At 49.8% G+C, this 22,287-nt stretch carries 17 protein-coding genes; 12 read left to right on the forward strand and 5 right to left on the reverse strand.

What is annotated here, in order from left to right:
• Nucleotides 1–124 precede the first annotated feature (124 nt).
• Genes ACFORK_RS11390 through ACFORK_RS11415 form a run of 6 tightly spaced genes read left to right on the forward strand, consistent with a single transcriptional unit; the run spans nt 125 to nt 7,954 of the window.
• Nucleotides 125–1,186: an LLM class flavin-dependent oxidoreductase gene (locus ACFORK_RS11390; RefSeq protein ID WP_379198809.1), complete on the forward strand. Its 1,062-nt coding sequence runs from the start codon at nt 125–127 to the stop codon at nt 1,184–1,186.
• Nucleotides 1,187–1,235: 49 nt separating this feature from the next.
• Entirely contained in the window at nt 1,236–2,888 is a 1,653-nt protein-coding gene (locus ACFORK_RS11395) for an ABC transporter substrate-binding protein (protein WP_379198811.1), read from the forward strand.
• Between the two features lie 20 nt (nt 2,889–2,908).
• Entirely contained in the window at nt 2,909–3,835 is a 927-nt protein-coding gene (locus ACFORK_RS11400; RefSeq protein WP_379198813.1) for an ABC transporter permease, read from the forward strand.
• Between the two features lie 33 nt (nt 3,836–3,868).
• A complete protein-coding gene (locus tag ACFORK_RS11405) occupies nt 3,869–4,753 on the forward strand; it encodes an ABC transporter permease (RefSeq protein ID WP_379198815.1) in 885 nt (294 codons plus the stop codon).
• A 20-nt stretch (nt 4,754–4,773) separates the two neighbouring features.
• The gene (locus tag ACFORK_RS11410) at nt 4,774–6,831 is read left to right on the forward strand and encodes an ABC transporter ATP-binding protein (RefSeq protein ID WP_379198817.1); all 2,058 of its coding nucleotides are present in this window, start codon (nt 4,774–4,776) and stop codon (nt 6,829–6,831) included.
• A gap of 37 nt (nt 6,832–6,868) precedes the next feature.
• Nucleotides 6,869–7,954, forward strand: a complete 1,086-nt coding sequence (locus ACFORK_RS11415) for an LLM class flavin-dependent oxidoreductase (RefSeq protein WP_379198819.1) — start codon at nt 6,869–6,871, stop codon at nt 7,952–7,954.
• 200 nt (nt 7,955–8,154) lie between these two features.
• Here ACFORK_RS11415 and ACFORK_RS11420 read toward each other — a convergent pair whose 3' ends face one another.
• Nucleotides 8,155–9,096, reverse strand: coding sequence for a phosphotransferase enzyme family protein (locus ACFORK_RS11420; protein ID WP_379198821.1), 942 nt, complete (start codon nt 9,094–9,096; stop codon nt 8,155–8,157).
• Nucleotides 9,097–9,258: 162 nt separating this feature from the next.
• Here ACFORK_RS11420 and ACFORK_RS11425 point away from each other — a divergent pair, with 162 nt between their 5' ends.
• The 4 genes from ACFORK_RS11425 (at nt 9,259) to ACFORK_RS11440 (ending at nt 13,332) form a co-directional block, all read left to right on the forward strand.
• Nucleotides 9,259–9,966: a DUF421 domain-containing protein gene (locus tag ACFORK_RS11425; RefSeq protein WP_379198823.1), complete on the forward strand. Its 708-nt coding sequence runs from the start codon at nt 9,259–9,261 to the stop codon at nt 9,964–9,966.
• Nucleotides 9,967–10,147: 181 nt separating this feature from the next.
• The gene (locus tag ACFORK_RS11430; RefSeq protein WP_379198825.1) at nt 10,148–11,101 is read left to right on the forward strand and encodes an aldo/keto reductase; all 954 of its coding nucleotides are present in this window, start codon (nt 10,148–10,150) and stop codon (nt 11,099–11,101) included.
• A 248-nt stretch (nt 11,102–11,349) separates the two neighbouring features.
• Nucleotides 11,350–12,216, forward strand: a complete 867-nt coding sequence (locus ACFORK_RS11435; protein ID WP_379198827.1) for a helix-turn-helix transcriptional regulator — start codon at nt 11,350–11,352, stop codon at nt 12,214–12,216.
• A gap of 225 nt (nt 12,217–12,441) precedes the next feature.
• Entirely contained in the window at nt 12,442–13,332 is an 891-nt protein-coding gene (locus ACFORK_RS11440) for an SMI1/KNR4 family protein (RefSeq protein ID WP_379198829.1), read from the forward strand.
• Nucleotides 13,333–13,407: 75 nt separating this feature from the next.
• Here ACFORK_RS11440 and ACFORK_RS11445 read toward each other — a convergent pair whose 3' ends face one another.
• Complete coding sequence (locus ACFORK_RS11445; RefSeq protein ID WP_379198831.1) at nt 13,408–13,809, reverse strand: RidA family protein; 402 nt, start codon at nt 13,807–13,809, stop codon at nt 13,408–13,410.
• 386 nt (nt 13,810–14,195) lie between these two features.
• Between ACFORK_RS11445 and ACFORK_RS11450 the strand changes: the two genes are divergently transcribed.
• Nucleotides 14,196–16,178: an ABC transporter substrate-binding protein gene (locus tag ACFORK_RS11450; RefSeq protein ID WP_379198833.1), complete on the forward strand. Its 1,983-nt coding sequence runs from the start codon at nt 14,196–14,198 to the stop codon at nt 16,176–16,178.
• Nucleotides 16,179–16,302: 124 nt separating this feature from the next.
• Here the strand turns inward: ACFORK_RS11450 and infC are convergent, their stop codons facing one another.
• A complete protein-coding gene (gene infC / locus ACFORK_RS11455; protein ID WP_379198835.1) occupies nt 16,303–16,821 on the reverse strand; it encodes a translation initiation factor IF-3 in 519 nt (172 codons plus the stop codon).
• 85 nt (nt 16,822–16,906) lie between these two features.
• Entirely contained in the window at nt 16,907–20,023 is a 3,117-nt protein-coding gene (locus ACFORK_RS11460; RefSeq protein ID WP_379198837.1) for a hybrid sensor histidine kinase/response regulator, read from the reverse strand.
• Nucleotides 20,024–20,187: 164 nt separating this feature from the next.
• On the opposite strand from ACFORK_RS11460, the gene ACFORK_RS11465 reads away from it, so the two are divergent.
• Entirely contained in the window at nt 20,188–21,852 is a 1,665-nt protein-coding gene (locus ACFORK_RS11465; RefSeq protein WP_379198839.1) for an Imm51 family immunity protein, read from the forward strand.
• On the opposite strand, the gene ACFORK_RS11470 is transcribed toward ACFORK_RS11465, so the two are convergent.
• Complete coding sequence (locus ACFORK_RS11470; protein ID WP_379198841.1) at nt 21,818–22,285, reverse strand: VOC family protein; 468 nt, start codon at nt 22,283–22,285, stop codon at nt 21,818–21,820. The two genes, ACFORK_RS11465 and ACFORK_RS11470, sit on opposite strands and share 35 nt — an antisense overlap.
• Nucleotides 22,286–22,287: the final 2 nt, after the last annotated feature.

Genomic DNA, 22,287 nt, shown 5'->3' on the forward strand with positions numbered 1-22,287 from the left:
TCCGAATGAATACTAGAAAAACTCTATTAGACGTGAAGAGGCAAGGATGCTACAGTCTTTATAATTCATACTAAAACAACCGGATTATAATGTTTTGGTGAAATCATATGAAGGAGGGTATCCGATGAAATTCGCTTTGTTCAGTCTGATGCTTAATCTTCCGAATGCTCTTACGGGGGAGGCCTTGACCACACAACAAAAATTCCAGAACGTGCTGAAGCAGGCAGAGCTGGCCGAGAAGCTGGGCTTCGATGCTTATGGTGTGGGCGAACGACACGGAGCGCCATTCCTGTCCTCGTCTCCACCGGTTGTTCTAACGGCAATTGCGGCCAGAACGAGTCGCATCCGTCTGCTTACGACGGTGACTGTACTAAGCGTACTGGACCCTGTGCGGGTGGCTGAGGATTATGCTACGTTAGATCATCTGTCCGGTGGACGGCTCGAACTGATTATCGGGAAAGGCAACGATCCGCGCCATTATCCGCTTTTCGGGGTTAAGGAAGAGGAGCAGTGGGAGTCTCTTGCCGAGCGCTATGAGCTGCTCAAGCGGCTGTGGAACGAAGAAAATGTCACCTGGCAGGGACGCTACCGGACGCCGCTGGATAAGGTGACCACACAACCCCGGCCTTTCCAGCAATCGATTCCGGTGTGGCATGGCAGTGCCTCTAGCCCGTTGTCGACCGAGCTTGCGGCGAAATACGGGGAGCCGATCTTCTCGTCAAATGGCTTTCACCCGATGGCGAAGTACAAGGCACTGATCGATCATTACCGTGAACGCTGGGAGTACTATGGCCACGATCCGAAGGATGCTGTCGTTGGAGCCGGTGGTGGCAGTCTGTATTTGGCGGATACGAAGGAAGAAGCGATCCGTAGATATAAGCCTTATTACGAGGCATTCAGCTCCACGGATTCGGCGAAGCATAATCAATCGCCATTCAAAAGCCTTGAAGATACAGTAGAGAACGGTCCTACGCTGGTTGGCAGTCCGGAGAGTGTAATCGAGAAGGTGCTGACTTACCACCGTGCATATGGTCATCAGGTGCTTAGCATCGGCGCGGACGGATTGAGCGAATCAGAACAGCTCGAGCAAATAGAGCGGTTCGCTAAGGATGTTATGCCGGTTCTACGGCGCGAAATTCCCAGCACAGTGTGGGACGGTAAGGCGTTGACTTTGCAGCAGGCGTAATTGCAGTGTGTGGTCTACTATAACGTTTAAGAGAAAAGGGGAGCTAAGTATGATAAGACAACGGGTTATCAAATGGGCGACTTACGTATCGTTAACAGCGGCATTAACACTGGTCTTGGCAGGCTGCGCGGCCAAAGGCGGAGAAGCCACTAGCTCTACCAATTCTTCTGCAGCGGCTCCAGCGGTTGCCAAGCCAGTGGAAGGTGGAGAGCTGACCTACGCGCTGGCGACATCTCCAGATACTCTCGATCCGGGAGCAAGCGGATTTGCAGTATCTCACCGGGTATTCCGAAATATCACGGATAGCCTCGTCGTTCAGCTTCAGGATGGAAGCTTCCAGCCTTGGCTAGCAACGGAGTGGACGAAATCGGAAGACGGCAAGACCTATACATTCAAACTGCGCCAAGACGTCAAGTTCCAGGATGGCACACCATTCAACGCCGCGGCTGTTAAAGCGAATTTCGACCATATTACGACAGGGGCTAGAGGTCAGGCCAAGTCTCTTATCGGTCCTTTTGAATCGGCGGAGGTGGTTGACGACTATACAATCAAGCTAATCCTGTCACAACCGTTCGAGCCGTTTCTTAGCGGGCTGAGCTCGGCATTCCTCGGTATCTCTTCACCACAGGCAATACAGCAGTATGGTGATCAATATGGCAAGCATCCCGTAGGCACGGGGCCGTTCAAATTTGTCAGTTGGACGGAGAATGACGAAATCGCCCTGGAGAAGAACCCGGACTACAACTGGGGTCCACCAACTGCGGATAACAGAGGACCATCGCATCTGGATAAACTGACGTTCAAGATAGTGCCGGAAGAGGCGACACGCATCGGTAGTGTACAAAGCGGACAATTGCTGGCTGCAGAAGCAGTTCCACCGCAGAACATTGCCGCTCTTAAAAATGATCCCGAGTTCCAGGTGGATCAGGCGATCACGAACGGAACGGCCTTCTCCCTCTATTTCAATTTGAAGAGTGACATTTGGAGTGATATCAAGGCACGCCAAGCTGTGCAGCTTGCGGTCGACGTCGATACGATCGTCAAAACCCTGTACCTCGGTACATATGACCGGGCCTGGTCGTCTATCACACCAGAGCTGCTCGGATATGATGCATCGCTAGAGAACAAGATCAAACCCGATCTTGACAAGGCAAACCAACTGCTGGATGAAGCAGGCTGGAAGAAAGGTGCGGACGGCATACGTGAGAAGGATGGCAAGAAGCTGATTCTCCGTTATCTTGATGGTTCGCCGAATCGTGAGAAGCGTAACGACATTGCAGCAATCGTTCAGCAGCAATTGAAAGCAATTGGCGTCAATGTGACACTCAACATTACGAAGGATACGAGTACACCACTTAAGGAAGGCAACTTCGATCTTTTTGGCAACTCTCAGGTGAAGGCTGATCCTGATGTCATGCGGAGCATTTTCCAGTCCGGCAAGGAATACGCCAACGGAGGTACGAACTGGTCGAATCTGTCTGATCCTGAAATCGACAAGCTGCTTGATCTTGGCTCGGAGGAAACCGATCTGGAGAAGCGAAAAGAAGCCTATACCAAAATCCAGCAATATCTGATTGATCATGCCGTAATTCTCCCGATCTATGTGTTCCCGTATACGGTAGCCCATCCGAAAACGGTCGAAGGTCTGAAATTCGATCTGCTCGGGTACCCGCAATTTTATGATGTAAGTATCCACAAATAACCGGAGAGGAGGCCAAGGAAATGGCCGGAACCATTGTAACGCGATTGCTCACTTCCCTGCTCGTCGTGGTCGGTTCGTCGATGCTGGTCTTCCTCATCATGTATGTACTGCCCGGCGATCCGGTATTGCAAATGCTGGATGGTAATGCGACATCGCCTGAGGCGATTGCGGATTTGCGCCATCAACTCGGATTGGATCAGCCGTTCTATGAACAATTTTCCCGCTATTTCATCCATTTGTTACAAGGAGATTTCGGTCAGTCGCGGATTACACAAGATCCGGTTCTGCCCAAAATCCTCGAACAGGTTCCGGCTACCCTTGCGCTCACTTTCGTCAGCGCTGCGGTCTCCATTGTGGTTGGCATCCTGCTTGGCGTCTTGTCTGCGATCCACCGGAACGGCATTATCGATGTGCTGGCGCGGTTTGTCGGCCTGTTCGGCATTTCGATGCCGTCGTTCTGGACGGGTATTTTGCTGCTGCTGTTGTTCTCCATTAAGCTGGGCTGGTTCCCGGCGATGGGTTCTGGAAGCTGGAAAACGCTCGTACTGCCCGGCATTGCGCTGGGGCTGGTAGGTGCAGGTTTTATTGTCCGGATGGTTCGTAATACGATGCTTGAAATCTTGAGCGAGCCGTTTATTCTGACTCTGCGCGCCAAAGGTCTTGCGGAACGAGCGGTCATGTATCGTCATGCGCTGCGAAATTCCCTAATTCCCGCGTTGACAATGATAGGGGTTATGATCGGCGAGCTGCTGAGCGGGACGGTCGTGATCGAGACGGTGTTCGCGCGCCAAGGGATTGGCCGCATCCTCGCTGACGCAATCATGGCAAAGGATATACCGGTGGTGCAGGGCGTTGTTTTTTTCACCGCGATCATCTATGTGTCCGTGAACATGCTGGTAGACATTTCGTATTCGTTAGTTGATCCGCGCATCCGGCGGTCGACCTAATAAGAACGCGTATAGAAGGGAGGAGGAACCGGAATGAAAGAAGCAACGGCGCTTAAGCCCATATGGAAAAGCGAAAGCAAACGCCCTGAAAGGTCCTGGCATCTCGGCGTATCCGATTTGTTCCTGTACGCGGCGGAATTAGTGGTGCTCTTTCTGGTCGTTTGTGCGATTGTGCCGGGGTGGGTCGCGCCCTATTCGCCCACGATGATGGATGCGGCTCAGTTGCTGCAGCCGCCCGGCGCTAAGCATTTCCTTGGCACCGATTATTTCGGAAGAGATGTGTTCAGCCTGATCGTCTATGGAAGCCGGGATTCGCTGCTCATCGGTCTATCTTCCGTCATCGTGGGTGGACTGACCGGTGGTGTGCTCGGAGCCTTCTCTGGCTATGTCGGAGGATGGATTGATCAGGTCATTATGCGGATCATTGAGGTACTGATGACGATACCGGGCATTCTGCTGGCGCTGGCGATCGCTGCGGCCATCGGGCCCAGCTTGATCAACGTCGTACTGGCGATTGCGGCCGGGACGATTCCGCGTTATGCAAGGGTGATGCGGAGCCAGGTGCTTAGCGTCAAGAATCGGGCGTTCGTCACAGCCTCTCGTTCTATCGGTAGTTCGGGATTTCGCATCTTCTACAAGCATGTGCTGCCCAACTCTCTGGCACCATTCCTGGTGATGGCCACGATAGGTATTGGAACGTCTATTCTGACCGGATCGGGACTTAGCTTCCTGGGTCTTGGGGTCATTAAGGAAATTCCGGATTGGGGCACTGTGCTCGCACAAGGACGGGGTTATTTGACGGTAGCCTGGTGGATTTGCACATTCCCGGGGCTTGCTATCGCGCTATTCGTACTGGCTATCAACATCATCGGAGACCGGCTGCGGGATAAGCTGGATCCAAGAAAAAGCGGCGCCTGACTGGCGGAAGGAGGCAGTATATGACCCGGCCCTTGCTGGAAATCGAAAGCTTGAAGGTTGAATTCCAGGCATCCGGCGGCACACTTGTGCCGATCGCGGATGTCTCCTTTGATATCGGCCGAGGTGAGACGGTATGCCTGGTCGGTGAATCCGGTAGCGGCAAGACGATTACGTCCAAAGCCATCATGCGCCTGACCGATTTCGACCGGGGGCGTATCGCGGCGGGCAGTGTCAAGCTGGACGGACAAGAGTTAACGACACTTCCCCAGAACTTGCTGCGGGCCATTCGTGGCAAAAAAATCGCGATGATCTTTCAGGAGCCGATGGCGGCGTTCGATCCTGTCTTTACGATTGGTGCCCAGCTTGTGGAGACGATTCGTCGCCACGACAAGCGCAGCGAGAAGGAAGCCAGGGCACATGCCGAGGAGTTGCTGCGCCGCGTCGGATTCCCGGAGCCGAAGCTGCGCCTTGGTCAATACCCGAATGAGCTGTCCGGGGGGATGCTCCAGCGGGCAATGATTGCTATGGCGCTTGCCTGCGGGCCGGAGCTGTTAATCGCGGATGAACCGACAACAGCGCTCGATGTCACGATCCAGGCGCAGATTCTCAAGCTGCTGAACGAACTGAAGGCGGAATATGGCATGTCCATTCTGCTGATCACCCATGATCTCGGGATCGCGGCCGAAATGGCTGATCGGATGATCGTCATGTATGCGGGCCGGATCGTAGAGCAGGCACCGGCAGTTCGCCTGTTTCAGCAGCCGCGCCATCCTTACACCGCCGGGCTGCTGCGTTCCATTACGACGATGGACAGTGACCGCAGCGCCGCGCTGTATACCATTGAAGGAACGCCGCCCAATGTGGCGGAATTCCCTTCCGGCTGCCGGTTTCATCCCCGCTGCCCGCTGGCTACCGATCAATGCCGTACCGAGGTGCCGTTACTGGCTGGAGAGGATGGTCATGAAGCAGCTTGCTGGCATACGGATAAGCTTCTGAACGGTGAGGACATCGATCCCTTCGCGGACCGCCGGACAGTACCACTAAATGTGTCGAAAAAGATAGAAGTCTCCCATAAAACGTCGTTCCCAAGCATCGCAGCTGAAGCGCTGACGAAGGCGCCACCGCTATTTGAGGTTGCCGGATTAACGAAGCATTATCCGGTCAAAGGGCCCTTCGGCCTGACCAAGGCCGTCGTCCATGCTGTAGATGACGTTTCCTTCACGATTCGTAAAGGTGAGACCTTCGGGCTTGTCGGCGAATCCGGCAGCGGCAAATCTACGCTCGGGCGCGTCCTGATTCAGCTGGAGCAAGCAAGCGCTGGTCGTGTCTTATTCAGCGGGGAAGACTTGACGGTCATGAACGCTGCAAGACGGCGGGATGTCCGCCGTGATATGCAGATGATTTTCCAGGATCCCTACGGCTCGGTCAATCCGCGCTGGACGATTGGCGAGACCATTGCTGAGCCGTTAGTTGTGCATGAATCGCTGCCTGCCGCGCAGCGGAAGGCACGTGTGGAGGAGCTGCTGCAACTGGTGGGCCTGAACCCGGCTTGGGCTGACCGATACCCGCATGAATTTTCAGGTGGGCAACGCCAGCGGATCGGGATTGCCCGCGCAATTGCCTTGCAGCCAAAGTTCGTGTTGGCAGATGAGGCTGTATCCGCACTTGACGTGTCAGTACAGGCTCAGATCGTCAACTTAATGCAGCACCTCCAGAACACGCTGGGCTTAACCTATGTATTTATTGCGCACGGTCTTAACATCGTCCGGCATGTGTCGTCACGGATCGGGGTTATGTATCTTGGCAAGCTGGTCGAGGTCGCTCCGGCAGATGAATTGTTTCAGCATCCGGCCCATCCCTACACCGCCGCGTTGATTGCGTCGATTCCTTGGCCTGATCCCAGTCGCAAACGGGAATTCGTCTCCATTCAAGGCGAAATTCCTTCGCCGATGTCTCCGCCGTCTGGCTGCAGATTTCATACTCGCTGCCCAGCAGCTACGGCAAGGTGCCGGGAAGAGGAGCCGAAGCTTGCGGACATCAGCAGCGGCCATGCCGCAGCTTGTCATTATCCACTTTGATCCATTACCATTTTCACCATAAGGAGGCCATCTGACCATGAAATTCGCATTGATGAGCTTGCTGCTCAACACGCCTAACGCCCTGACAGGGGAATCGTTCACGACACAGCAGAAATTCCAGAACGTGCTGAAGCAAGCTGTGCTTGCCGAGGAGCTAGGCTTCGACGCCTACGGTGTAGGTGAACGACATACCGCGCCATTCATCGCTTCATCGCCACCGGTTGTGCTTACTGCTATCGCTGCGAGAACCTCTCACATCCGGCTTTTAACGACCGTGACGGTGCTTAGCGTGCTTGACCCAGTCCGGGTGGCGGAGGATTATGCGACGCTCGATCATCTTTCAGGCGGACGGATTGAGCTGATTATCGGTAAAGGTAACGACGCGAGCCATTATCCACTCTTCGGTATTTCCGAGGAGGAACAGTGGGAGTCGCTTGCCGAGCGGTACGCATTGCTGAAAAGGCTATGGAGCGAAGAGAATGTCAGCTGGCAGGGGCGCTATCGCACTCCGCTAGAGAATGTGACGACCCAGCCACGGCCGTTCCAGCAGCCGATTCCGATCTGGCACGGAAGCGCCTCAAGTACGCATTCAACCGAGCTGGCAGCCAAATACGGCGAGCCGTTGTTCTCCTCCAATACAATTCACCGCCAGTCCAAGTACACAGCGTTGATCGAGCATTACCGCGAACGGCTGGCTTTTTACGGCCATGATCCCGCCAAGGCAGTCATTGGATCAGGCGCCGGCGGCGCTATTTTTATAGCCAATACGACCGAAGAAGCGATCAAGAAGTTCCGGCCTTATTATGATGCGTTCCATGGCAGGCTGAAAGCTCCGCATGATCTGTCACCTTTCCGGGATCTCGAGGACAATATCGAGAATGGTCCCATTCTGGTCGGCAGTGCAGAGCATGTGATTGAGAAAATACTGCGCTATAACAAGGCGTTCGGCAATCAGGTGCTCAGCATCAGCGTGGATGGCTTGACGGAGTCCGAACAGCGCGAGCAAGCGGCACGCTTCGCCGAGGAGGTCGCTCCTACCCTGCGGCGCGAGATCAAGAGTTCGGTATGGAACGATGTGAACCCATCAGCGGAGAAAGAAGCCGTTCAAGAGCCTGTCGTATAGGCGGGTGATTGACGGAAATCTTTTAGCAGAACGAGATGAATAATGAACACGGAAGGTTTTCTGCACATTTTTATGAGAAGAAACTCTAAGAAAAATGAATAGCCCCATTGAGCTGCCGGATCTTAAATGTCTGGGCAAAGCCAATGGGGTTATTTTTATACAGGCATTCAATAGGCTTCAGACGCCATATCTTCTCAGCATCATGTAAAGGATGTATTTAAGAAAGGGCTGTCCTTCAAAAGCGACTCTTCCATCTCATGAAGGTAGCGTAGTTGCTCCTCTGTTAATGCGCTCTTGTCTAGATGTAATGAATGATACGTAAAGGAATAGAGATGTCTGAAATCAATGAAGTAGGCAATGTCTTTAATGAATGATGTGTTGGGGTTCGAACGGGTATAACCACTCATAAATGAGCTAAAGAAGTTTTGAGCGAATTCATCCCTTTCAGATTTTTGTACAGTGAGAGAGGCATGATAAATAACAATGGCAATGTCGTAAGCAAACCAATGGTACTCACTATCTCCGAAATCAATAAGGGTGAGCTCAGTTCCTGTCGTTAATAAATTTCCATAATGAAGATCTCCGTGAATCAGTCCGAAAGTATCACTTGAAATAGGTAGTGCATGTAACTCTTTTATGTACTGTTTCCATTTTTGAATGAGTTGCGGCTTGAGAGGGAGAGTCTCTACATTTAAAAGTAGACTGTTGTGGTCCCAATGAGGACGGTCATGAACGGCCGAATACCTTTTGGTAGTCGAGTGTACCTTGCCCAGTACTTCGCCCCACTTTTCAAATAAAGTATCTCCCCAAGCTTCATGTTGGTCTGGTGAAATATGCACACCGTTTATCTTTTTAAAAGCTACATAATAATACTCATCATCCAGAGGTTGAATATATCCATTCCCATTAGTACACAGTGGCTGAACGACATTAACCCCTTGCGAATGCAGGTATCCTAGCCACTCCAACTCCGATAAAGTGTCCCTTTCGGAATGATGTGACCTCTCCATTATTTTTACAATAAAGGGTTCCTTTAAACCGACCTCGAAGACATTGCTGTTATACCCTCCAAGGAGCTTAACTTCTGCGGGGTCCATGCCCAGTTGTGAGATCATTTCACTTACAATCATTTGGTTGATCATGCACTCACTCCTCTTAAATTCTTCACTTCAAATATAATCCATAAATGAGATGTAATAAAAGCGCGTCCGATAGGATATGCGCCCCGTTCAATAATCTCGCCATCTGACAGGGATTGTTTCCATTACTGGTTGGCAACAATGATTGGGAGGAGGGTGGATGACATGCATGCTTATCTGGACATATTATTCAGGGCTATGATTTCGATCTTAGCGCTTTTACTGGTAGCTAAGCTGCTGGGGAAGCAGACAATCTCCAATATGACATTTCATGATTTTGTGACCAGTATTACGCTTGGCTCGATTGCGGGCAATCTGGCGTTTAATGAATCGCTTAAAACATCCTATTTCCTGTTGGCGCTTATTGTTGTCACCATCGTGTCCTTTTTGCTATCTTACATCGCCTTGAAGAATCCCAAATTAAGAAACTGGATCTCGGGTTCGCCTACGGTACTGATCGAAAATGGGAAGATTCTTGAGAACAACATGAAGAAGCTAAGATATACGCTCGATACCTTGGCCCAGGTATTGCGGGGCATGGGGATTTTCAATATGGAAGAGGTGGCTTATGCGGTGCTGGAAGATAACGGGACGGTATCCGTATTAAAAAAAGAGGAGTACCAATTTGTCACCAAGAAGGATCTGAAGCTTCCTGCGAAGACAGAACATTTTCCAGTGGAATTCGTGATGGATGGTGTCATCCTGGAGGGGAACCTGGAGAATCAAGGGCTAACCAGGGAATGGTTAGAAAAACAAGTGAAGCGCAAGGGAAAGCAACTGTCGGATGTGTTCTACGCCGTAAGAGGCACGCAGCAGCAGTTGTTCTTTGATTTCTATGAGGATGGTATTCAGAAGCCGGTAGATATGGAATAGGGCAAAATGGGCGACCAGAGGAGAGGGGCCTCCACTGTATCATGGTAGTATTAATACCTGTATAAACAGGCATCTGTCAGCGGCGGGCCAAGCCCTGTATGATGTCACTAGCGTCACTTTTAACAAAAATCACAGGAGTCTTATCTAGAATACTCCTTAATTTAGAAAGGTGGAGAAAGCTTTGAAAAAAAGAACGCTTGGAAACAGCAAACTGGAGGTATCCGCGCTAGGTCTTGGTTGTATGGGCATGTCCGACTTCTATGCCGGGCGGGATGAAGCGGAATCCATCCGTACCATCCACCGGGCATTGGAGCTTGGTGTTACGCTGCTCGACACCGCAGATGTTTATGGTTTAGGCGAAAATGAAGAACTGCTCGGACGGGCGCTAAAAGGTCGCAGAGATGGGGTTATCTTAGCGACTAAGTTCGCCGCAGTAGTTGGGGAGAATGGTGCCGTTAGCGTCAACGGCCGCCCTGAATATGTAAAGGCTGCATGTGATGCCAGTCTGAAACGTCTCGGTGTCGATCATATAGATCTCTACTATCAACATCGAGTTGATCCGGATACACCAATTGAAGAAACTGTAGGCGCGATGGCCGACCTTGTCAAGGCAGGTAAGGTTCGTTATCTTGGTCTATCGGAAGCATCACCCGATCTTATTCGACGTGGACACGCTGTTCATCCGATCACAGCGCTGCAGACTGAATACTCGCTGTGGGATCGTGATGTCGAAGAGTCCATTCTGCCGACATGCCGCGAGTTAGGCATTGGCTTCGTACCGTACAGCCCACTCGGCCGCGGTTTCCTGACTGGACAGATTCAGCGTTATGAGGACCTCGAACCGGACGATTACCGCCGCACTTCTCCAAGATTCCAAGGCGAGAACTTCCAGAAGAATCTTGATCTTGTGGCCAAGATCAAGGAACTTGCGAATGAGAAAGACTGCAAGCCATCTCAACTAGCCTTGGCTTGGCTACTTGCTCAGGGAGAGAATATTGTGCCGATTCCGGGTACAAAACGCACACTTTATCTTGAAGAGAACCTTGGTGCACTGGACATTGAACTGACACAAGACGACCTTGCTCAGATCGAAGCGATCGCTCCACAAGGCATTGTCTTCGGTTCCCGCTACTAAGGTTAGGTATTAATAACAGGAGCTGTCTCATCGCATCTTTGTCTGCGGTGAGACAGCTCTTTTTGGTTTTCGCACAGAGCGCCGGCTTTATGGCTGGCGTTCTTTAGTTTGCTCTGGTCTGTTTATCATCCACGTTTTTGCTTTTGAAAAATCATTCGTATATACTACTACCATCCTTAGCTTAGATAGCTACAGGGGTGCATTTTGGCCCCAAAGATATTACGTATTGAAAGGCAGGTGGGCTTTGAATGAATCATACAAAGCAGCGTCATCAAGAGCTTGGGGACTTTCTCAAAACCCGCCGGGCAAAAATTTCCCCCGAACAAGTAGGGTTGCCTGCAGGAATACGCCGCCGTACACCGGGACTGCGCCGGGAAGAGGTTGCTTCTCTGGCAGGAATCGGCGTAACCTGGTACACCTGGCTTGAACAAGGACGTCCGATTCAGGTGTCTATACAAATATTGGAGAGCTTGTCCAGAGTGCTGATGCTGAACCGTCAGGAGATTGTGCACCTGTATGCTCTTGCTCAACACGTTCCTCCTTCCTATTACCCCAGTTATGAAGAGGTCAAGCCGATGCATCAACATGTGTTGGATAATCTAATGGAATCGCCAGCCATGATCGTGGACAACCGCTGGAATGTTATGGCCTGGAATCGAGCGGCGGCGCTTGTATTTTACGATTTCAGCCGATTAGAGTGCAGCAAGCGCAACCTGATGCGAGTCATGTTCACAGAAAAAGATTTTGCCGACCTGTTCCCGGACTGGGAGATCAGTGCCCAGACGATGCTGGGCAAGTTCCGGGCCGATTGCAGCCAATTTATTGACGATCCATGGATTACGCAATTTATTGATGAGCTTAGATCGTTAAGCAAGGAATTTGATCAGTGGTGGCCGATGCACCGGATCGACAAAGACCGGGATATGTACAAATTGCTGAATCATTCCCAGGCTGGACAGCTAAATTTTGAGATTACGTGCTTTCTTATATCGGAAAATACAAACCTGAAGATGTATGTCAATACGCCGAAGAATGGTACGGATACAAGGCAAAAGCTGAAGCAGCTACTGGAAGCAGACGGCGCAGCTAGTAAGCAAGTTCTAGTGCATCCATGATAATCTTAGGTATGTTTGGGGTCGCTGAATGAATATGTATATGGCTGGGGTATTCTTAGGGGTGCCCTGGCTATTTGCGCGTAGCGGGACAAACGTATATTGCATTGGATTCAAGCCATATAATGATAGGGCAGACTACGTAAGCCTGTCCGCGCTGGAGAGTGCTGTGCTGGAAATGGTATACTTCTAATAGATATTGTAGTTTCTTACGGGAGGGCATGGAAGATGAGCGATGAGTTGTTGGAACAACTGGAAACATGGCATGAGGAAGATGAATTTCAAGAAATCGTCGATGCGATTACGGAGATTCCTGAAGAAGAGCGAGATTATGAATTAACTAGCCATTTGGGCAGAGCGCTGAATAATTTGGGTGAATACGAAGAGGCGCTTCAGCAGTTTGAGAAGATCAGGGAGGAAGGCCTGGAGGATGCGCTCTGGCATTACCGGGTTGGAGTGTCTCATTATTATCTCAAGCAATATGACGAAGCGCGGCAAGCCTTTGAAGCAGCAGATAAGCTAGACCCCGAAGATGAGGATACCTTGGAGTTCCTGGAATGGATTCGGGAAAAAACCGCAAAGAAACCGGCCAAAACGCCTGCCAAGAGTTCGTATAAGCCAGTTGATGCCTCAAACTTTTGGGATGACAGCGAGGCTGCTTTGCAAGAGTATGTATCGGAGCCGCCGACAGACGAACTGATCGATTCAGTGGAGGAACAATTGGTCTTCAAGCTGCCTCCATCCTATGTTGCTTTGATGAAATTACATAACGGCGGTATTCCTAAAAATACGAGTTACCCCATAACAGAAGAAAAATTCATTACGATTGCCGGTATTCGTGGAATTGGCCGGGACAAGCCTAATTCACTGTGTGGAGCAGCCGGTAGCCGGTTTGTGATTGAAAATGAGGGTTATCCGGAGATTGGCGTCGTCATTGGCGACAGTCTTGCTCCAACACAAGGTGTGATTATGCTCGACTATCGTTCATCCGGCAATGTCGGCGAACCGGAAGTTGTCCATGTCAGCCAAGAGAAGGGCCATAAGATTACAGAATTGGCCCCTAACTTCGAGACCTTTATCCGCGGGCTGGGAAGTGTTGAGGCTGGCGCGACTGAGTAAGAAGTCGATCTAAGAAAACGAGCCACTAGAATCATTCTAGGGCTCGTTTTGTATATTATAGGGGCTTTGCAGACATTAACCGGCTGCCCAGACATCCAATTCAATTTTTAATTCAGGCAATCCTAAGCCTTGAATATATGCAACCGTCATGGAAGGCGATGTCGGTCCGAATACAGCGTTCCATTGGTCATAGAAATGATCCCAATCGATCTCTTCTGTCGCCCAAATGTTTATTTTAATGACATGGTCGGGCGTTAGTTGTTGAGAAGACAAGATGGCGACGATATTGTTCATGGTATTTGTGACTTGCTCATTAAAATCGTCAGGAATATGATTGTCCTGATCGATGCCGATTTGGCCGGAGAAGACGTAGAGCTCTGCATTTCTGTCTATTTTGGTGACATGACTGTAGTTTCCAACAGGCTTCGCGATCATTTCGGGGTTATATCGTTTAACTGGAATTTGTTTAAGATTCATTTGTAGGTCTCCTTATAAATGGAAAATACATAATACTTCGATTATATATTTTCACCGTTTTTTTAGAATGCCAGCGATTTAGACAGACTTATCCCGTCGATTTGGATTCTAGAAAAAAACAGCCGTAGAATACCCGATACCAGAGGATAAATCTTTAAGTGATCTTTTCTTCATCAGGTACTCCTCCTTCAATGATAAGTAAACGAACGAGTACAATGATAACATAAATGAGATCAGCGTACAAAAACTACCAATCAGATTAGTAAGCTTCACGCCGGCATCATCTGATGCGAGCGTCTTCATTCCTTTACTGTGAGAATGGTTATCAATATAATAAGGGAAGATGAAGACCGCAGTTGTGCGGCTGGAGGGAATGAGACGCTGCGATGAATTTGAACGAGCATATTACGCTGTGGAACCATACTTCCATAAAATTAATGGATGTACGTTATGTGCTGCTGGAGCAAGGAGAAGCCTTGTTGGAATACTGCCTTCCGGCCAGTACTTTTCTGTGTGTGGTTCGCGGCCGTGCAAGGATCTGGATGGATGATTCCATGTATAGTGTGAGCCCGTTCCATGTCCTGCATGGAGGGAAGGGTGCACGCCTGGATATTGCAGTCGAAGAGCAGCTGGAATATTATTTGATTTTATACAAAGCCGTGCTGACATTGCCTGCCTCTCAGGAAAGGGGGCGGCTATTGGCCATGAACAAGCCCTATCAGCTTCAATACGCGCTCACACCGTCTCACCCGCTCTCGCTGCTGGATAAGGCAGGGAGTATTTTCGAGGCGTGGATGAAATCCGAACCCTTGGATAAATTCCATGCACGATCGTTATTCTACCAATTTGTGCACGAACTGTTATGGCAGATGCAGCGTCAGGGAATCGAGTCTTCCCGGCCTGATCTGGTGGCCCAGGTCCTTCGTTACATGAATGATCGTTACATGGAGCCTATTACACTGGATGTATTGGCAGACCAGTTTGGTTGTAGCACCAGGTATTTGACGAAGCTGTTCAGAAGCAGAATGAATGACAGCCCGATTCGCCTGCTTACACAAATCAGGATGAACAAGGCTGCGCAGTTATTAATAGATACTGAAGGTACCTTGCAGGAGATTGCCCAACGAGTAGGCTTTCCCGATGCGCATACGCTCAATCGTAGTTTCAAGAAGTACTATGGCCAGACCCCTACGTCGTTCAGAACAATGCAACGCAGTGGGAATTTAGTTCTGAAATTGCCCCGCATCCATTCCCGAACTGCCATTGTGCAGGAATCCCCGCTTCGTTATATTGATAATGGATATGAGAACCGTTATCAACTGAGTGAAAAGGGGAGTTTGCGCATGTATAAAGAAAATAAACCAGCCTCCATGGCGGCGGTAACAATACTAATGTGTATTATGTTATTGCTCAGCGCTTGTTCAAGCGGGACAAGCACAGGGAACGCTGGTACTGGCAACGTTGGTGCAGGATCGACTGGCCAGAATTTAACGGAGAAAGCCTCTATACAACCCTCTACGGATGCGACGACAAGAAATTATACGGACAGCCAAGGAACTGTGGTCATTCCAGCGAATCCACAGCGGATCGTAGATCTGACCGGTAGTTTTACTGGTAATTTACTAGCACTAGGCGTTAAACCGGTGGGTATGCAAAGTGAAACCATGAAGAATCCGTTCTTGAAGGGGATGCTAGATGGAGTCGAAGCTGTAGGTGATTCACTCTCACCCGAGAAAGTCTTGAGTCTGCAGCCTGATCTTATTATTGTCGTCGCTGCCGATGTGATGGAGCCGACCTTTAAAGAGTTGGACAAAATCGCCCCGGTCGTTCGTTTAGAATATGGAAAGTATTCTTACAAAGATCTGATGCTCGAATACGGGAAGATTGCAGGCAAAGAGCAGGCCGCAGAGGACTGGGTTAAAGAGTGGGATCGGAAAATCAATGAATACAAGCCGCAAATAAAGGAGGTCGTAGGCGACCGAACAGTTTCCATCCTGCAGCCGTATGCCAAGGGGCTTTATGCATTTGGTGATTTCTATGCCAGGGGCGGTGAAATTCTGTACGGAGAGTTTGGCTTGAAGGCTCCTAAGATTATTCAAGAGGAAGCCCTGGACAAACATGAAGGAGTTGTTGACCTGTCTCTGGAGCAGCTGCCGGAATATGCTGGTGATTATATCTTTACGAGCAACTGGGGCTGGGACGACGGTGACCCGGATGTGGTATATGGCAGCTCCTTATGGAAGGGCCTTCCCGCTGTAAAAGAGAACCGTGTGTTTTTTATGAATGCCCAGGGTTCTTATTATAATGATGCTGTATCTATGGAAGCTCATCTGGACTTTATTATCAAGAGCTTCCTTGGAAAAGAGTAGTTGGCATTAATGATTTACAAAAAAACGGGGTGCCCACTGGGCGCCCCGTTTTATCGAATAAGTTGCAGGCAGCTATTGCTGCTTATTGGCCGACTGCTCCATTCCCGCGTATGATCATTCAGCTTCAGCGCGGATTTAGCTTCACTTGCGAGCCTTTGCCGCCAGTCTGGATACCGGTGTCCTTCACGCCAGCCTCTTTCAGATCGGCCACCAGCCGCTCGATCACGGTCTTCGCAGCCGCAGCTTCCTTCGCACCAGTCGCTTTGACGACGAGCTGCACTGGCTTGCCGGAGCGAAGATGTTTCTCCGCTTGGCGAAGCTTGGTGTCGTAGTCATGTTCTTCGATATGAGCAGTGAAGCGCAGCTCCTTGACCTTCTCCTTACTACCCTTTCCCGAAGCTCGTCCAGCATCTGCCTTGCGTGCTGCCGAATTCTCCTTCTGCGCAGCCGCTTTCCCTTTGCCCTTTGGCATCAGGCTGCAGGGCGGGGGACTGCTCATTAGTGAGGTGCAGACCAGGTCTGCTCCTGCTGCACGAGCCATAGCCAGCGCCTCCTTCGTGGAGATCACGCCAAGCTTTTCGCCGCGGAGCCCTGTCAGATCGACCTCGGACGCCCGTATTTGTTCATTGATGAATACTGCCATATAAATTGAAGCCTCCCTGGTAACGATGATTAAGCTATCATATACGCAACCCAAATAGGGTGCAAATATCGCCTTTTTGAAATTATCAATCCCTGATTTCCAGAACTACAAAGGACACTGTTGTACCTTCTTCTTGCTGACTGGAAATGGATAATCCCTGCCCGTACAGTTGATTGAGCCTTCGATTGGTATTGGCTAAACCAATACCGGATTTGCCCCTCATGGTGGGGATTAACAGTCCTGTGAGCGTTTCTTGATCCATGCCTTTGCCATTATCGCTAACTTCGATTCGCGTGGAGTGATCCAACTGGCTAATCTGAATACGAACGGTCCCGCCTTTATGCCTGCTCAGCAGCCCGTGCTTCACCGCGTTCTCTACCAGTGGCTGTATGGACAACGGAGGTACACGCAAGCCACCGATGTCTGGTGGAACTTCCCATTCTACCTGTAATCGATCACCAAAACGTTCCTGTTCAATATGCAAATAAGCTTTAACCAGCTCTAGCTCATGAGAGAGCTCAACTAACTCTCCTGTGTTTAGAAAATCAAAGCTGATACGTAAGAAGGATGTGAACGCCCCCACCAGCTGTTGCATCTTTTGCGTATCGAGATCGCTCAGCGCCATAATCGAATTCAGGGTATTGAATAGAAAATGCGGATGAATCTGCGCTTGCAGGTAAGCAGCTTCTATACGCACACGTTCATTGATGGATTGCTTCAGCTCGGTGAGCGCTCTAATTCGGTACCTCAGCTCAACCGCATCTACTGGCTTGGTGACATAATCGTTAGCACCGGATAAGAATCCGGTGTAGATATCGGCTGGCTGACTGCGAGCGGTCAGCAGTAGCACCGGAAGCTCCGATAAGGAGTAATGCTCCCGTACCTTCTGTGTCAACTCGTAGCCGGACATGTGCGGCATCATCACATCGGCAATCAGCAGATCCCACTGCTCCTTGTGCAGCAGTTCCAGTACCTCACGCGCTGAATTTGCCGTGGTGATGGTATAGGGCTCAGTCGAAAGAATCCCCATGAGTACATTCAGATTCACGGGATCATCATCCACCGCCAGAATGTTAATTTTCTTCTTTGTCAGCAGAGGCGGAATCTGCATAGGGCTCTCCAGCCCGTTCCATTCATTTTCCGGAAAAATCCACCCTGCTAATTGCTCCTGAGCCGCATCCGTAATCGGGTAAAGAGCAGCGGCAGGTGTTATCACCTGCTGATTGAGCGAATCCGCAAGAGGCAGATCAAAGCTGAATACGGAGCCTTTGCCAATCTTGGAGCGAACACTTAATGTGCCTCCGTGCAATTCTACCAGCTGCTTGCATATGCTCAGACCAAGCCCGATCCCTCTCCCATCGCTAATCCCATGAGCGCCTTGCTCATACGGGAGGAATATCCGTGCCTGGGTCTCCTTGTCCATGCCTACTCCCGTATCCGTGACATGGATTAACGCCCGCCCATGCTGGACCTCTGTTGAGATGGAAATCATACCTTCCTCAGTGTATTTGAGGGCATTGTGAACCAGGTTATATAGCACCTGCACCAATCTTTTCTCATCGGCGAGAACGGGAGGTGTAGTGTCTGGAAGATTCATAATCAACTGCACCGGTTTGCCTTCAATCATAAATTTAAGCATACCGATTACGCCAGGAACGACGGATTGAATTTGTAATGGTTCCTGGTGCAGAGTAATACGATGCTCCTTGAGACGAGCAACATCCAGCAGATCTCCGAGCATATGAGACATGCGACGACTAATAGTAATCAGCAGTTCCATATCTTTGCGGCTGCTTTCGTACAGTTTCTCATTTTCTTTGGTGACCACGTTTTGCGCGATATTGATAATACCGTGCAGCGGTGTTCGCAGCTCATGTGACGTATTGGCCAGGAATTCATCTTTCCGTTTGTCCGCTTTCTTCAATTGTTCATTGAGCTGAGCATTTTCTTTGGCATTCTGAAAGTATTTCTTAAACCAGTAGGCAGAGAAACCCACAATCGCCGCAATAATATCCAGCGGATAGTAGATGAAGAAGGAGCCCCATACGTTCCAGAGCAGATTAGAGATAATACCGGCTGCCGATAGCAGCATGAAGACAACATCTTTGTCCTTCTGCTTCCTGAAGAGCATAATCCCCATGATATAGATGAGCCAGATAAATGGTGAAAAAAGAAAGAAGTTATGCACGCCTAAGTGGGTGGACTCACTCACCCATTGAGCTGGTGACACCAGCAGGAATGCTGTGTACAACGAAATTGCAGTGGTGAACAGGTATACCCCTTTGTTGCTTGTAGGTGCAGCAATAAACTTCCTGAACACAAGCATGATAAAAAAGAGCTGCCACATGGAAGAGATCAGTCGGATCTTTAATGTCCATGTGTAATTGAACGGCGTTAATAGGAAAAGCACGCTGTCATTACGGAACAGAATGACCACCGCTACGGATAGCGTCATTAGCCCAACAAGAAGTAAAACCCGCTCTTCAGGACTAAACAAGAAGAGAATAAAGGTGTACAAGACATGCAGCAGTAAAATGATCACTGTAAGAACTTGAAACCCCATCGAAAGAAAGCGCATGCTGTCCACTTTGTCCTGACTGCCAAAGAAAACCGAGCCTGCTATGCCGCCCTTGTAAGGCTGATCAAAGTTTGCTGCACGAATAAGCACTTCAATTTCTGTCGTGCCTTCTGCAAAGTAGTGGGCAGTGTAAGAGCTCGTTTTGGGCTTGTACGCCTTATCCGATATAGAAAGGTTACCGGCATGGGCCGAATCGACTCCGTTGATTTCCACAGCGGATGAGGATTGAATTTGTTTAAGCCATAAAGAAACGGGCTGACGCAGCGGATCAACCAGAATACGTAATTGATAGGTTCCGTAACCATAAGAAGACCCCTGGCTATTCGCCAGCGCTTCGCTCCAGTTTCCCGGCACCTTAAGCGTATGTGATTGATCTTGTAGTGCTGCAATATCCTTGTGGTAGACGAATTTGGAAGGGTAGAACTTCCATTCACCGTTCAGCTTAAAAAGATCCGCCTTCTCGAGGTCCTGGCCGCGCAGATCAAGCACACCATTGACTACAGGAGGAGATCCGGACGTCGTGAAGATACTCAACCAGACCAATCGAAGACCAAAGAGAACAGTGATAAATAGTAGAATAGTGGCTATATTTTTCAAAACGTTATTGTTTCTCATGTAGATCATTATACCAAGAATTCGCTATAGCGGACTCCTTTCCCCACACGATTATGCGAACTGCTGGTGAAAAAAGGCTGGGAGTAACGCTCGCGTCATTCTGGTAGAATAATGTAATACCGATATTTAAAATTTGCTGCAATATTACAATCTATAGTCTGGAGGCGAAGACCATGCAGAATAATCTTTTGGCGCAACTAGCCCTTTGGCATGAAGAGAATGAGCATCAGCGAATTGTGGACACGATTATGGAGATTCCTGCGGGGGAGCGAGATCATCAGCTGATCGGTCAGCTGGCTAGAGCCTTGAATAACCTTAAACGTTACGCGGAGGCGCTTGAACAGCTTCAGAGTATTGCTGAGCAGGAGAAGAACGATCATCTTTGGCATTTTCGCGTGGGGTATTCACACTATTATCTGGAGCAATACGAGGATGCTGTAAGTGCGTTTGAGGCTGCGAATTCTCTGAATCCAGAAGACAGCAGTACACTTATGTTCTTGGAGTGGAGCCGGAGCGCACTACTCTCGGAATCATCGGATCTCTCAAACTTTTGGGATGATAGCGACTATGCTCTGAAGGAATATGTGTCCGAGCCGCCGACCGATGAGTTGATTGCGTCTGTGGAAGAAGAGTTGGGCTACAAGCTGCCTGCTGCTTATATTGAGATGATGAAGCAACATAATGGGGGTATTCCACGCAACGCATGTTTTCCGACAGAGGTGACGGAATCTTGGGGAGCGGAATACATCTCAATCGCGGGAATTCTAGGCATAGGGCGGGAGAAAAGCTACTCGCTGGGCGGTGAATTTGGCAGCCGATTCATGATCGAGGACTGGGGCTACCCTGATATTGGTGTGGTTTTTTGTGACTGCCCTTCGGCAGGCCATGATGTTGTCATGCTGGATTACCGCAAATGCGGCAGAGATGGTGAACCGGAAGTGATCCATGTGGATCAGGAAGGCGATTATGCCATTACCTATCTGGCGCCGAGCTTCGAGGCTTTCATCCGTGGCCTGGTGAACTATGATGTTTACGATACTTCTGAAGCGGATAAAGAAGAGGCGCTGCGGAGAGTATCGAGTGGCCAATTTTCGGCACTTCTGACAGAACTATGCGGCAACGTGGTGGAGACAGCGGATATTGAGGGCCAAATCCGTGCGGTCTGTACCAAGATTGTCGAGGAAAAAGGCCACTTTTCATTCCATAACGATGAATTGTCTACATTGATGTACGATGTGCAGTTCTGGCTGTACACCAAGACTTATCCAAATACGAGTCGAGAGGAGTATCTGCTAGCTTATGATAAAATGATCGCCTTTGGCGGTGAGTTTGGCCAGAACGGCTATGCTCCTGGATGGATTACAGAATGGTTGGATCAGAGAATGCAGCAAGGCATGATCACCGAGCGCAGCGGAGCACTATCCTTCACAGAGCAAGCTGTTAAGGACGTGTTGAGCAGGCTCAAGTCAGCAGCAGTTCAGTCGGAAGCGGTAGTCCTTCCAGCAGAAGCTGTAGCTCCTTTTATTCTGGTAGAGCAGGGTAATGGCGGGATGTCGGTTATTCTGAGTGTCGGCAGGTATAAAGCTGAGCTTTTTGAGACACGACGGGACGAAGGCTTTGAAGGCAATGGTTATGATTGGACCTCCTTGGCGGCTGTGTTCTTGGAGGAGAAAATGCCTGAGTTAGCGGACACGATACGCTTTGACCCGGAGGCGGATATGTTCTGCGCGTACTCTAGCAATAGAGCTGCTGTGCAAAGCTTCGCAACCGGGTTCAAGGCAGCCTGTGAGGACGACGAACGGATCAGAGATTTATTTTCCCGTGCCGAGTTAGACTGAAGTCAACGTCCTCCAAAAATTCGATGATTTCCCCGTTGGGGCTGTGAATGACCGCGTTTTTTACGATGAGGGGCGGTTCACCAAGCGAGAGCACCCCTGGTTCTACATAAGCCTTTGCGCCGTGAGCAAGCGCCTTTTTATAGATGGCCTTCACATCCTCCACATAGAATGCAAAATGCAGCAATGCACCATGAGCGACCTCCTCCTCGGAGGTTGCTTTTGTGCCTTGGGCGGGAATGACAGCTTCGTTGTCAAAAACCTCGATGCATGTTCGTTGATCCGGAGAGATCAGCATAGTAGCTTTTTTGAGCTGAAACGCTGGCAGACTCCAATGATGTCCCACTTTGAACCCCAGCACCTCCGTATAAAAAGCAATAGTGGCTGTATAATCCTTGGCTTGAATAGCTACATGGGCAAGTCCTTTGATGCTCATTC

This window comes from Paenibacillus sp. GCM10012306 (assembly GCF_042649265.1).
Lineage (GTDB): Bacteria > Bacillota > Bacilli > Paenibacillales > Paenibacillaceae > Paenibacillus_AQ.

Coding starts and splice junctions, on each gene's coding strand:
- ACFORK_RS11390 (WP_379198809.1), top strand. CDS start 125: ATGAAATTCGCTTTGTTCAGTCTGATGCTTAATCTTCCGAATGCTCTT.
- ACFORK_RS11395 (WP_379198811.1), top strand. CDS start 1,236: ATGATAAGACAACGGGTTATCAAATGGGCGACTTACGTATCGTTAACA.
- ACFORK_RS11400 (WP_379198813.1), top strand. CDS start 2,909: ATGGCCGGAACCATTGTAACGCGATTGCTCACTTCCCTGCTCGTCGTG.
- ACFORK_RS11405 (WP_379198815.1), top strand. CDS start 3,869: ATGAAAGAAGCAACGGCGCTTAAGCCCATATGGAAAAGCGAAAGCAAA.
- ACFORK_RS11410 (WP_379198817.1), top strand. CDS start 4,774: ATGACCCGGCCCTTGCTGGAAATCGAAAGCTTGAAGGTTGAATTCCAG.
- ACFORK_RS11415 (WP_379198819.1), top strand. CDS start 6,869: ATGAAATTCGCATTGATGAGCTTGCTGCTCAACACGCCTAACGCCCTG.
- ACFORK_RS11420 (WP_379198821.1), bottom strand. CDS start 9,096: ATGATCAACCAAATGATTGTAAGTGAAATGATCTCACAACTGGGCATG.
- ACFORK_RS11425 (WP_379198823.1), top strand. CDS start 9,259: ATGCATGCTTATCTGGACATATTATTCAGGGCTATGATTTCGATCTTA.
- ACFORK_RS11435 (WP_379198827.1), top strand. CDS start 11,350: ATGAATCATACAAAGCAGCGTCATCAAGAGCTTGGGGACTTTCTCAAA.
- ACFORK_RS11440 (WP_379198829.1), top strand. CDS start 12,442: ATGAGCGATGAGTTGTTGGAACAACTGGAAACATGGCATGAGGAAGAT.
- ACFORK_RS11445 (WP_379198831.1), bottom strand. CDS start 13,809: ATGAATCTTAAACAAATTCCAGTTAAACGATATAACCCCGAAATGATC.
- ACFORK_RS11450 (WP_379198833.1), top strand. CDS start 14,196: ATGAATTTGAACGAGCATATTACGCTGTGGAACCATACTTCCATAAAA.
- infC (WP_379198835.1), bottom strand. CDS start 16,821: ATGGCAGTATTCATCAATGAACAAATACGGGCGTCCGAGGTCGATCTG.
- ACFORK_RS11460 (WP_379198837.1), bottom strand. CDS start 20,023: ATGATCTACATGAGAAACAATAACGTTTTGAAAAATATAGCCACTATT.
- ACFORK_RS11465 (WP_379198839.1), top strand. CDS start 20,188: ATGCAGAATAATCTTTTGGCGCAACTAGCCCTTTGGCATGAAGAGAAT.
- ACFORK_RS11470 (WP_379198841.1), bottom strand. CDS start 22,285: ATGAGCATCAAAGGACTTGCCCATGTAGCTATTCAAGCCAAGGATTAT.